Consider the following 12,574-nt stretch of genomic DNA (forward strand, 5'->3'; position numbering starts at 1 on the left):
GGAGATTGCATGCGTATAAAATTACTATCAATCTTGTTTTTATTATTACTCACAAGTTGTAGCCAAATAAAAAACAATGAAGTTGCCATTGTTGAGCCATACAAATTAACAAAAGAGCAAGCTTCTATTTTACAAATGACTCCTTTTCAAGAAGGAAATAGCATGTTTTATAACGTTACGCTTAAAAATGATAAAGATGAAATAAATGCTACAATTGATTATTATAACAATGGTAAAAAAACAAAAGAAATTGCTAATATAGCTACCTCACATTTTTCAAAAAAGAAAGTAAAGCTTTCTTTTTTACCACCACATTTCCAATTCGATAAAGATATACAAGAAAAAAGGCAGTGGTATATGAATATTGAAGGTGCTTCAACGCTTGTTCATGAAGAAGCACCACCAAGCGTAAATAGCTCCGCAACTACTACAATCCAATCTATAAAAAATTTAAAATACAATCAAAAAACAATTTTAGCTGCTGTAATCCAAACAAGTAAAGAAACTGTAAGCGTTCCTACCATTGATGAAGAAACAGGTATTGATCTACTCTTAAAAGAAAATGAACACGTTTATCTATTCAGTATCGAGCTAAAAAAAGAACAATAAAGCGGAAATGCAACTTAAGTTGCATTTCCGCTTTATTGTTTAATAAGGTGTACTTTTATGGATTTGAATTAAATCCATATTCTGTTACTACTATTGCTCATCCTCTACTTCTATTCTTTTCTTCTCTCTTGCAATTTTTAAAAACTCTAGCAGCTCTGGATTACTATTCATTTTTTTGTAAGCCACTGACATTTCTGCCACAAAATTAGAATCATATAATTCTTTATATACAACTTCTGTTTTATATAACTTATTTGCCGATACGGGTATTACTGTAATTCCAATCCCTGCCGCTACAAGCCCCATAACTGTTTGATACTCTGTTGCTTCTTGTACAATACGTGGACTAAATCCAACTTCTCTGCAAAGAGATAAAATTGTATCATACAAAGCTGGCCATACTGGTCTCGTAATAAATACAAACGGCTCATCTCGTAAATCTTCTATATGTATTTCATCTTTCTCTGCAAGTGGATGTGCCTTTGGTAAACATAAGGTACAAGATAACCTTTGAATTGGCTCTAATTCTAATAATTGTGTTGGAATTGGTGGACGTAAAAAGCCAATATCAATACGGTTATCATGAAGTGCATGAACTTGATCTGGTGTTGACAATTCATGTAATGCAACAGACACTCTCGGAAATTTCTTTCTATATTCCCTAACAATTGATGGTAAAATATCATATATCGCCGCACCTACAAAACCAATTGAAAGTGATCCTACTTCTCCCCTTTGCGCACTTTGTGCAACTTCTACTGCTTTTTCAATTTGTTCAAACGCTTTTTTTACTTCTTTTAAAAACATTTCTCCTGCTTCTGTTAGTTCAACCTTTCTTTTCGTTCTTGAAAATAATGTAACTCCCATTTCTTTTTCTAATTGCTGTATTTGTTGACTAAGTGGTGGTTGTGTCATTTGTAAACGAGCAGCTGCCCGTCCAAAGTGTAACTCTTCTGCCACAACAACAAAATATTGCAAATGCCGTAATTCCATTTTTGGACACCCTTTTCACTTTCGATTAATATGTCTAATATATTAATAACATATAATTTATATATTAGACAAATATTTTGAATGAACGTATAGTTGAAATTGTTAATTCTTTTTTACAATTTTTATGTAAAAAAAGAAAGAGGTGGTTACTGTATGAAATGGTGGAAGTTAAGCGGACAAATTTTATTACTATTTTGTTTCGCTTGGACAGGTGAATGGATTGCAAAACAGGCACACCTCCCAGTTCCAGGAAGTATAATCGGTATTTTTTTATTATTAATTTCGTTAAAATTTAACCTAGTTAAAAAAGAATGGATACAGGACGGAGCAGATTTTTTATTAAAAGAACTTATTTTATTTTTCATCCCTTCTGCAGTCGCTGTCATACGTTACAGAGATACACTAACACAATATGGAATCGATCTCATTTTAATTATTATGATTAGCACTCTTTGCGTTACCTTAGTTACAGGACTTTTAACAGAATTGCTACTAAAGCGGAAAGGATCAACGCAATGATCGGATTTCTTTGTTTACTATTAACACTATTCACATATTGGATATCAAAAAAAATGTATCAACGTTGGAATTGGAGTCTACTTTCTCCTCTTCTCGTCTGTCCCATTATTTTAATTGCTTTATTGCTCGGATTAGATACACCTTATGAAACATATGAATCTGGTGGTCACTGGTTAACTGAATTATTAAAGCCCGCAACAGTTGCTTTTGCATGGCCAATCTATAAATATTTTGATTTATTAAAGAAACATGGAATGGCTATCTTACTTAATGTCATTGTCGGTTCGTTTTTATCAGTCATTACTTCAGCACTACTAGCAAATTATTTTCAAATTGATTCATCACTAGAACATAGTTTAGCGCCACATATCGTAACAACACCAATCGCAATGGCTATTTCAGAAATGATTGGTGGTATGTCACAATTAACTGCTGTATTTGTCGTTTTAACTGCCTTAACAGGAGCATTGCTCGGTCCTTCTCTCATACGCATTTGCCGCATTAAAACAGCAATCGCAAAAGGTATTATGTTAGGAACGAGCGCAAATGGAACCGGTACATCAAAAGCATTCGAAATCGGTCCTGTGGAAGGAACAATTGCAAGTTTATCCATGCTTTTAACAGCAGGCGCTAGTTTAGTTATCGTTCCGCTTTTCTTGTCTTGGATACATTAAAGAAGCAAGTATTTACATACTTGCTTCTTTATCTATATATTGGCACAGCAATTCATAATCCTCTGGAAAAGCTAAACACAATTGTTCAATTTCATGTATCCCTTTCCAAGCAATTTCATGTATTAACTCATCAGGATCTTGGATTTTCATATTACCGCCTATTTGTTTAACAAAATAATAATGGACATACACTGGAACACCGTATGTAATACCCTCTTTTTCATATATTTTATTTACCACTTCCACATTGTAACCTGTTTCTTCCCAAACTTCCCTGATACAACATTCTTCTAGTGTCTCTCCCTTTTCAAGTCCTCCACTTGGGACAGACCATCTTTTTTCTTCTCCCTCTTTGCCCTGCAGTACCATTAAAACTTCATTTCTTTCATTTACACATACCGCTGCACTACCTATCCATCTCTCCATAAACATCCCTCCCCTACTAAAATTCGCCCTCTTTTTTATTTTCCCCTTGAAAAAAGAGGAAAATAATAAAACAATGACGAAAAATTACATCAACTTCATAGACAATCCTTTTTTAGAAATTAAAACTGGAAGGATGAAAATATGATTTCTAATTATGTTGTGGAATGTGTCTTTTGTGAAGAAAATCGAAAGGCTCGCCAAGCTATTGTCACAGTTCCCGCGACTACTCAGCTACTAGCCATTGAAAAAGTGCGTGCGGAATGCAAACGTCGCTTCGGAAAAACTGTATTATTACAAACAGAAATTAAAGAAAAAATTGTTTTTGAACAAAAAGAAAGCCGACCATAAATTGGTCAGCTTTCTTATCCGATCATATTTTCACATGAAGATTAGGGGCATCCTCTTTAAGGATCGGGATTTTCCCATTATGTACGTTCCATAATGGTCATCGAACAATATATTTCTATGCAATTAACTATTGAATAGAATAGGGCAAAACTTGTTCGCATTTTTAGAAAAGGGATAGGGATATAATTCAAGTAGTACTTCGAATACTCGAACTTTACACTCATAATATTAAAACAAATCCTTTTATATGGGAAATATGAATTACCTACATAATTCATTCGTAAAATATATTAATAGTTTGCTATATTAATTTTATCCCGCTATTTGTAAGCAGTAACCCCCTACTTATTATAATTTCACCTTACTCCATCAATAGCATACATCCAGCTAAAACCGGTGTCATAATCATCGAAAACCTCAAAAGCATTCGGGGTGCATAATTTGTAAACTTCGCGCCAATATATGCCCCTAACATGGTCCCAATTAATACTTGCAATAACAATATATAATCTAAATATCCTTCCGAACTATATCCTAGACCGCCTCCAATTGCAATCGGTAATATAACAAGCATTGTTGTCCCTACAGATTGCTGAATCGTTAATCCCAATAGAACCATTAATCCAAGCTGAATAAACGGTGCAGAACCAATCCCAAATGAACCAGCCATCATTCCAGTAACTAATCCAAGGCATATACATTTCAACAAGTAGTTCATGGAAAACTCTTTATGCTTATATAAAGATGACTGTTCTTTGTTTTGGAACATAATTAATTTAATAAACATAAAAATTGCCGATAAAAATAACATCCCAGCTGTAAACCAATGAAGAAGATGTGCTGGTATAAGTGAACCAAATTTAGAACCAATATAAGAGCCAATTGCGCCAAATCCCCCAACAATCCCGCCTATAATAAGTGCTACATTACCTTCACGGTAATGACTGACAACACCTGATAATGTCGTAAACGCCATTGCAGTTAAAGATGTTGCAAGAGCAACATGAATAGGAATATGAAATACTAAAGTGAGTATCGCGATAATAAACCCAGCTCCTCCAGCTCCAACAAATCCTAATAAAATACCCATTACTAACATTGTTATAATAATTGCCACAGACTTTCCCTCCAGTAATACAATTATCCATCATATTTATCCTTACATACAAATAAAAAGCATCCTAGATGGATGCTTTTTATTTCAATGATATGTACTTAATCTTGATTAATCAAAATAACCGCTGGACCAGCTACTACTACTCCAGCTACTTCTATTTTTTCAAATTCCTTTACTGTAATAGATATAACTCCTTCTCTTTCCATCAATTCTTTACTCAGGACATCAGTCGGGATTGCTTTCACCGTCTTACCTCCTTTTCATTTATACAATATGATAAAGTGAAACTTTCATCAGTGGGGTTTTTGTCCGTACTTATTGATTATTAACCCTCACCAATCGGGCGAATAATCGCCCAATGCATCTATATATATGCATCACCTCCGCTTTCATTCCTTATTCCACTCAAAAACCTTCTCCCCCTTCCTTGACATATTGAAAAATAAAAAAGAAGCTATAACATATAGCTTCCCTCCACGTTTCTTTAATCTTTATGCACCGTATATTCCATGACTTTACCATCTCTATCAAATTGTAAAATAAGCTGTTCGCTATCTATTGGGATAAAGCCACGTTCAGTCCCAAGATAATACAAAGTGATAACTCCTTCTCCCCCACTTCTCGTTTCCGTTGGGGCTCCTAACAATTGTGTAATTTCTTCATTTGATTTCCCTTTTAATTTATATTTTTGTAATAGATCATCTACCATATGTACCCGCTTATCTGCATGATTTAACCATCTATTTTGATTAAACTTTGATGTATATTCATTTACACTTAGTTGTACAGTGCACACTATTAATGGTATGAGTGCTACTATTAACCCCCCCAACATTTGCTTCTTTTCTTCATTACGATTTTTAGAAACATATAAAATAGCCCTTTGAATCATGACTAATAAAACAAATGGTATGAATACTACAAAAATGCTCCTTACACTTAAGGGTATATGGACCATATCAATGACGAATATAAATACAATGTACATTACTATATATAAACAAAAAGAGACATACAAAATGCCACGTAGCATAGCGTTCAGAAAGATCTCCCCTTTTAACTCACTATATAATTCATCCGGCTAATCATTTCTTGAATCTGTTCTAATTCTTGCACTGTATATACTACTTCCCCTGCTAATATTTCATTTCTAAAGAACGTTACAATTTGCTCCCGATCTTTTAATCTAGGTGTTTCCTCACTAGAAAGGTCTACTATTTCTTTTCCATTTTTATTATAAAAATATACAACTGGTTTTACTTTTTCTTTTATACTATTAGCCTGCATTTCTTTCAAACCACTGTATAAAATTTGAGATAGTTTCTTCGCCCTATATACTGGATTCCCTTCATTTTTCACTTGTATAGTTGACGAATCTTTACCTACTATATATTCAAATGTCTCTTCTTTTTCAACTTCTTGTTGATACTTACCCATTTCATCAATCATAAATGAATATATACCAGCATTTTCTTTCGTTAAACCATGAATTAATTTCTCTTCCCATTCTTTCGTCTCAAGTAGATAAATACCAGTTTTGCACAAGATGAGATGATGGATTCGATTATCGTTTATTTCACTATTATTTTTAATAAAAACATTCGGCATGATTTGAATTTCAGCATCTAATATGGTGCCTTGCTCTATGAATCCTCGTTTCATATAATGTAATGTTTCGTACGTATTCATTTCAGCGCCGTTTTTAGTATATTCTCGTAGATTTGCAATTAGTTTTTGAAACATATGTATTTCGTTATTATGTTTATTTTGCATTTCACTACGTTCTTTACTATGCTGCACAGCTAATTGATTTTTCATCATACGCATATTTTCAATTTCTCTATTTGCACTTACTTGTAAATCATTGTATTTTTTCTGTTCCATATTTTTTAAATTATTTTGTTGTTCTTTATGCTCTATCACCGTAGCTGCAATTTCATTTTTATACGTTTCAATCGCTTGTTTCTTTTCAAATTCTACTTGCTGACTCTCTGATTCTAACTGTTTATTTTTATAAAACAGCACAAATACTACAGCTAATAATATTAAAACCGTACCTATTAGCACATAATTCATATTTTTACCCCTTTATTTCATTATCGATTATTTTTTATAAATATATCTATTATAGTATACTATGGTTTCGATATAGACTTTGTAAAAGTTGTATATTTTTAATAAAAGGCACCTCTGACGGGGCACCTTTTATTTTCACTCTATTGTACACCATACTGAATATAACTTGGATCGTAGTATATCCATTGATTTGTCCCTAAGCAAAGCCATCCATCTTGCTTACTCCATACTCGATACGATTCACCATGATGTAACTGTCTTATAACATTTCCATTTAATGATGGAGCATCACGCAAATTTACATTATCACCAGTAATAGTCGCCACATAATGTTTATACTGAATATAACTCGGATCATTATATACCCACTGATTTGTCCCTAAACAAAGCCATCCATCTTGTTCTCCCCAAACTTCATATGTTTCGCCACGATTCAATTGGCGAATTACACTAGACTGCAAAGATGGTCCACTTCTCAAATTCACATTATCTCCATTAATTATAGCAACCCCGTACACTGGAGTTGCATTATTAGGCGGGGAAACATTACCTCCACCACTTGCTCCATTCCCTTTTAAAGCTTCTAATGAAACTGCAGCTGATACATCACAATTTCCTACGCCTGAAATTTGTCCAGAATCTGTGTACTGCCACGCTGTCCACGTTGTCCATCCACCAGCATCAGCAGGCGGTGTACTCGAGTATTTAGCAATCCAAAGCGGTATATCACTTAATCCGCTAATTCCGAACTCATTAATATACCAAACTCCTGTATATAACATTACATCTTTTCCAGTAGCCTGTTTCACATAATTTATGAAGCTTCTTGCCCAATTCGATATAGCGTTACCAGTTAAATTACTGTTACTCGGATCTGTTGGTGATTCTAAATCCAGAACTGGCATTAAGTCTGTCTGGTTATTTTGTAATATACTCACAAAATATTTTGCCTCTGAAATTGCATCATTTTGTTCTGGGCGCGCAAAATGGTATGCACCAATTAATACATTCGCATTTCGTGCTGCTTGTACATTCTTAGTAAAAGTAGGATCAATGTAGTTTACACCTTCTGTCGCTTTTGCATACGCTGCTGGAATTCCAGATGCCTTCACTGCATTCCAATCAATATTCCCTTCCCAATGAGACACATCAATAAACGTAACATTTGAACTTGATCTGTTTTGCATATAAAATCTCCTATCATTTTTTTACTTCGTATACATACAATATGTACAAGTTTCATAAGAGGACACGACATTTATGCTATAGAAACAAAGAGTAAACATATTTTTTATACAAAATAAAAAAGACCTTGTATTACAAGGCCTTTTGCAAACTCACTTTATTTTGTAGCAAATACATATTATAATACAAACCTTGCTCACTTAATAATTCTTGATGTGTCCCTCTCTCTACTATCTCTCCATCATGCATCACAAAAATTTGATCCGCATCTTGAATTGTAGATAACCTATGCGCAATGGCTATCGTCGTTCTACCTTTTCGCATTTGTTGCAACGCTGTTTGAATAGCCTCTTCTGTTTCTGTATCGATATTAGCTGTTGCTTCATCTAATACTAATACTTTCGGATTCGTTGCTATCGTTCTAGCAAAAGCAATTAATTGTCGTTGACCGCTTGAAAATGCTGCACCTCTTTCTACTACTTCTGTTTCATACTGTTTTGGTAACTTTTCAATAAACGTATTCGCTTGCACAAATCGAGCAGCTTCTTTTACTTCTTCATCCGTAATTTCTTCATTATACATACGAATATTTTGCTTTACATTTCCAGCAAATAAAAATGCATCTTGCAATACGAGTCCTATTTTCTTTCTAATTTCTCGTTCTTCAAATTTTTCTAAATCTACACCGTCTATTACAATATTTCCTGACTTAATATTATAAAATCGCATTAACAAATTCATAATCGTACTTTTTCCGCTACCAGTATGCCCAACAAAAGCAACCGTTTGCCCTTGTTTCACGTGAAATGATACATTTTTTAAAACGTCACGCTTTCCATCATATGAAAAAGTAACATTTTTAAATTCAATATCTCCATCCACGATTTGAGGATTCTCATTACCTTTTTGAACCGGTGCTAAATCTTTCTCGTCCATTAAATGAAATACACGTGATGACGAAACAAGTGCCTGTTGGAAGAAGGACAATTTCATCATCATCTCATTTACAGGTTGGAAGAAACGATGTATATAGTTAACAAAAGCATATAAAACTCCTACTTCAACAGGGCTCTTTAAAGCATCAATCCCAAATAAACCTAGTACTAACGCAATAGCTACAATATGTACTAAATCCGTAGCTGGTCGTAAAAGTAATGCGTCTAACTTCAAAGTACGTCGCCCTGCACTATAATGTTTATTATTCACTTCTTCAAACTCTTTTCTCATACGTTTTTCTTGTCTGAACACTTGAACAATATTCATTCCTTGTATGGACTCGTTCAACTTTGCATTTAACACGCTTAGTTGATTACGTACTTCTAAATAAAAAGCTGCACTTTTCCGGCGATATAATACCATAATCGCAAACATTATCGGAATTAATACGAGAGAAAATAGCGCTAATTTTACATCTAATAAAAACATCGCTACTAAAATACCTACTAAAAAGACTACATTTTTTACAAATGTTGATAATACACTGACATAAAAATCTTTAATCGCTTCCGTATCATTTGTTATACGCGATACAAGTGTACCAATCGGCGTACGATCAAAGAAACTTAATGACAGCTTTTGAACATGTTCATATACTTCAACTCGCATATCTTGAACAATCTTAAAAGCAATGTTCTGAAAGTACAATAGATTTAAATACGTAAATAGTACTTTTAATAAATGAGCAACTATGTAAATTACAAATAAAGTAACGAGCGCTGATCGTTCAAAATCCCGCGGTACTAGGTGTTCATCGAGGAATTGTTTAATTAAAAAAGGACCCATCATTTCCGTTACTGTCGCACCAACTAAAAAGATAAATGCTAAAGATAGTAACCCTTTATATGGCTTCATATAGGAAAGCAATCTACTTAAATCACTTCGCTTCTTCTCTACCATCATACGCCTCCTTTCTCGACTAAAGCTTCTAATTGCTGGCTTTCATACATTTCCTTATACCAGCCGTTTTCCTTCATTAATTCCTCATGTGTACCTCTTTGTACAATTCTACCTTCATCAACAACAAGAATAAGATTGGCATGCTGAATTGCACTTAATCGGTGTGCAGTAATAATCGTCGTTTTCCCTGCTCTCTCCCTCTTTAAGGCACTTAAAATCGTCTCTTCTGTTTTTGCATCTACCGCTGATAAACAATCATCCAAAATTAAAATTTCAGCATTTGTTAATAAAGCACGAGCAATAGAGATTCGCTGTTTTTGACCACCAGATAACGAAACACCTCTTTCCCCTACTACTGTTTCATATCCTTCTGAAAATTGGAGAATGTCATTATGAATACAAGCAATCTCTGCTGCTTGGGTAATTTCATTATATGTAGCATCCGCCTTTCCAAAGGCAATATTCTCGCCAATACTTGCTGAAAATAAAAAATGATCTTGCGGCACGTATGAAATGGCAGAACGGACACCATGAAGTGTTATATCTCGAATATCTCGCTCTCCAATTTTTAATTCACCATTAAAATGATCATACTCACGGATTAAACATTTTAATAAAGTCGTTTTCCCTGCGCCTGTACGTCCTACAACTCCTAGCGTTTCGCCCTTCTTCAAATCAAAGTGAATATCGTTTAAATGTAACAATTCATTTTTCTTATACGAAAATGAATCAACGGCAAACGAAACATTACCGCTCGCTATTGTATGTACAGCATTTTCGCTATTTACTACATCTGATTTTTGTGAAAGAATTTTTTCTACACGGTCATATGAAGCACGCCCACGCTCCATAATATTGAATAACCATCCAAACGCTAACATTGGCCAAACGAGGGTACCTAAATATGTCGTAAATGTAACGAGATCACCTACTGTTAATTCACCTCTTACAACTAATACCGATCCGTAACATACTGCGATTAAAAAAGAAAATCCAACGATAAGAGAGATTGTCGGATCAAATAACGAATCAATACGTGCAACTAACACATTTTTATGTACAACATCTTCTGATTTTCTTCGAAACGCCTGTAAATCTTCTTTCTCTTGTCCAAGCGAGCGAATCACTTTCATTCCACTCATACTCTCTTGCACTTTATCATTGATTTCCGAAAACGATTGCTGTGCTTTATGAAACCTTTTATGTAATAAAGTTCCATAATAATTTGTCGAAATAGCTACAATCGGCATTGGAATTAAACTTAATAATGTTAACTTCCAACTAATTGTAAAACCCATCGCTACGAGTACACATCCTCCGACAGCTAATGAGTCAACAAGCGTCAAAACACCTGCTCCAGCAGTTTGCTGGATCGCTTGAATATCATTGGTCGCATGTGCCATTAAATCACCTGTCCGATTTGACTGATAGAAAGATGGACTCATCTTTGTAAAATGTTCATACAAATTTTTTCGTAATTGGCGAGCTAATTTTAATGAAGACCCGAAAATCATAATACGCCATATGTAACGTAATATGTACATCGTAATACCTACAATTACTAATAGTACAACCCATTTTAGTAACTTATCGGTCGTCAATGTTCCATCATTAATTTCATCTACAACGATTCCAATTACTTTTGGTGCTACAAGTTCTAAAAGTGCAACGCCAAACAATAAAATAATTCCAGTTATGTACGCTCGTTTTTCTTGTTTAAAAAACCACGCTAAATTCATAAACACTTTCATTTTTTTCCTCCTCCCTTAAAATGAGCGATGTTTTCAGTTTACCAAAGATACAGAATTTTTAAAAGTTTTAAAAACTATAACTAACAAAAAGAAAGACACTCTTAGCGAGTGTCTTTTAGCGCTTATTTCATTTGTTGCTTGTTCATTGCGCTCATCATTTGATTGATTTTCTTTTGGGAAGGTTTTTGTCCCATTTGCATCATCATCATTTTTAACATTTGTTCGTTAATTGGTGGATTTTTTTGTAAGTAATTCATCATGTATTTGCGGGCAATGAAAAATCCTAACGCCACGCCTGCTACTAGTGCTACTACGCCCACTAGAATACCTAACCAAATTGGCATATATTTTCCTCCTTCATGTTGTCTACCTTACAGTGTACTAAAACCTTTTCAATAAGACAAGATACAATTCGACATTTTTTACACATATGTTCGTACTTGTTTTAGAGGATTCAGCCATCCGTACTTTGTATTTTCATAATCCATAGCTAAAAATGTTAATTCACACTTTCTTAACACCTCAAAGAACGTCGTTTCCATTGAGACATTTCCAGAGGTATTCATACGAATATAGTGCGGTTTCACCATTATTTCGCCGTACTCCGCTCCCGTATAAATTGTATGTGTATGATGTGTTCTATCATATTTACCAAGAACGCGCAAAGCTTGTTCTAATTTATGATGAATTTTCATTACTTGCAATGGCATCGTTATATACATCATTTGCTTATATAACACTTTTTTCTCCGAAAGGGACCCAGATTCTGAAAATCGAGCAAATAAATCAAAAAACAAATATTCACGACCAAAATAAGCTTTCGCAATATCCTCTTGAATTAAATACAATTCATACGTTTTCATTTTTCCACTCCCAATCTGGACAACCTTTTCTCTTCATTATATATAAGAAAATTTGCAATGATTGTCTGACTGCGGAGAGATAAAAAACTTTTTCTGTCGAAAAAACTCATTTACATA

At 34.0% G+C, this 12,574-nt stretch carries 15 protein-coding genes; 4 read left to right on the forward strand and 11 right to left on the reverse strand.

Annotated elements, in window-relative coordinates:
- Positions 1–9: 9 nt before the first annotated feature.
- Complete coding sequence (locus ACTFN4_RS00730; RefSeq protein WP_025687645.1) at positions 10–609, forward strand: hypothetical protein; 600 nt, start codon at positions 10–12, stop codon at positions 607–609.
- 90 nt (positions 610–699) lie between these two features.
- Here ACTFN4_RS00730 and alsR read toward each other — a convergent pair whose 3' ends face one another.
- Entirely contained in the window at positions 700–1,602 is a 903-nt protein-coding gene (alsR, locus tag ACTFN4_RS00735) for an acetoin biosynthesis transcriptional regulator AlsR (protein ID WP_000423235.1), read from the reverse strand.
- A 153-nt stretch (positions 1,603–1,755) separates the two neighbouring features.
- On the opposite strand from alsR, the gene ACTFN4_RS00740 reads away from it, so the two are divergent.
- Together ACTFN4_RS00740 and ACTFN4_RS00745 are read left to right on the forward strand one after the other, a co-directional pair.
- Positions 1,756–2,121: a CidA/LrgA family holin-like protein gene (locus tag ACTFN4_RS00740; protein WP_000872365.1), complete on the forward strand. Its 366-nt coding sequence runs from the start codon at positions 1,756–1,758 to the stop codon at positions 2,119–2,121.
- Entirely contained in the window at positions 2,118–2,795 is a 678-nt protein-coding gene (locus ACTFN4_RS00745; protein WP_000578954.1) for an LrgB family protein, read from the forward strand. The genes ACTFN4_RS00740 and ACTFN4_RS00745 overlap by 4 nt, the downstream gene beginning before the upstream one ends.
- A gap of 12 nt (positions 2,796–2,807) precedes the next feature.
- Here ACTFN4_RS00745 and ACTFN4_RS00750 read toward each other — a convergent pair whose 3' ends face one another.
- Positions 2,808–3,221, reverse strand: coding sequence for an NUDIX hydrolase (locus ACTFN4_RS00750; RefSeq protein WP_000442981.1), 414 nt, complete (start codon positions 3,219–3,221; stop codon positions 2,808–2,810).
- A gap of 141 nt (positions 3,222–3,362) precedes the next feature.
- On the opposite strand from ACTFN4_RS00750, the gene ACTFN4_RS00755 reads away from it, so the two are divergent.
- Positions 3,363–3,569, forward strand: a complete 207-nt coding sequence (locus ACTFN4_RS00755; RefSeq protein ID WP_000625222.1) for a DUF3903 domain-containing protein — start codon at positions 3,363–3,365, stop codon at positions 3,567–3,569.
- A 361-nt stretch (positions 3,570–3,930) separates the two neighbouring features.
- Here the strand turns inward: ACTFN4_RS00755 and ACTFN4_RS00760 are convergent, their stop codons facing one another.
- The 9 genes from ACTFN4_RS00760 to sirA all read right to left on the reverse strand — a co-directional run bounded on the left by ACTFN4_RS00760 (position 3,931) and on the right by sirA (position 12,457).
- A complete protein-coding gene (locus ACTFN4_RS00760) occupies positions 3,931–4,686 on the reverse strand; it encodes a sulfite exporter TauE/SafE family protein (RefSeq protein WP_000974659.1) in 756 nt (251 codons plus the stop codon).
- A 98-nt stretch (positions 4,687–4,784) separates the two neighbouring features.
- Entirely contained in the window at positions 4,785–4,931 is a 147-nt protein-coding gene (locus ACTFN4_RS00765; protein WP_000644411.1) for a BC1881 family protein, read from the reverse strand.
- A 239-nt stretch (positions 4,932–5,170) separates the two neighbouring features.
- Positions 5,171–5,719, reverse strand: coding sequence for a hypothetical protein (locus ACTFN4_RS00770; protein ID WP_017673069.1), 549 nt, complete (start codon positions 5,717–5,719; stop codon positions 5,171–5,173).
- 23 nt (positions 5,720–5,742) lie between these two features.
- Positions 5,743–6,762 (reverse strand): NERD domain-containing protein, encoded by a 1,020-nt coding sequence (locus ACTFN4_RS00775; RefSeq protein WP_001110284.1) that lies wholly within the window; start codon positions 6,760–6,762, stop codon positions 5,743–5,745.
- A 140-nt stretch (positions 6,763–6,902) separates the two neighbouring features.
- The gene (locus tag ACTFN4_RS00780; protein WP_001181398.1) at positions 6,903–7,949 is read right to left on the reverse strand and encodes a GH25 family lysozyme; all 1,047 of its coding nucleotides are present in this window, start codon (positions 7,947–7,949) and stop codon (positions 6,903–6,905) included.
- A 130-nt stretch (positions 7,950–8,079) separates the two neighbouring features.
- Positions 8,080–9,843, reverse strand: coding sequence for an ABC transporter ATP-binding protein (locus ACTFN4_RS00785; protein WP_000229520.1), 1,764 nt, complete (start codon positions 9,841–9,843; stop codon positions 8,080–8,082).
- Positions 9,843–11,594: an ABC transporter ATP-binding protein gene (locus ACTFN4_RS00790; RefSeq protein ID WP_000862455.1), complete on the reverse strand. Its 1,752-nt coding sequence runs from the start codon at positions 11,592–11,594 to the stop codon at positions 9,843–9,845. The genes ACTFN4_RS00785 and ACTFN4_RS00790 overlap by 1 nt, the downstream gene beginning before the upstream one ends.
- Before the next feature lie 122 nt (positions 11,595–11,716).
- A complete protein-coding gene (locus ACTFN4_RS00795; protein WP_001123317.1) occupies positions 11,717–11,938 on the reverse strand; it encodes a YneF family protein in 222 nt (73 codons plus the stop codon).
- 78 nt (positions 11,939–12,016) lie between these two features.
- Positions 12,017–12,457, reverse strand: a complete 441-nt coding sequence (sirA, locus tag ACTFN4_RS00800) for a sporulation inhibitor of replication protein SirA (protein WP_000860636.1) — start codon at positions 12,455–12,457, stop codon at positions 12,017–12,019.
- Between the last annotated feature and the right edge of the window lie 117 nt (positions 12,458–12,574).

The sequence above is a fragment of the Bacillus cereus group sp. MYBK95-2 genome (assembly GCF_051915225.1).
In the GTDB taxonomy this organism is placed as follows: domain Bacteria; phylum Bacillota; class Bacilli; order Bacillales; family Bacillaceae_G; genus Bacillus_A; species Bacillus_A cereus.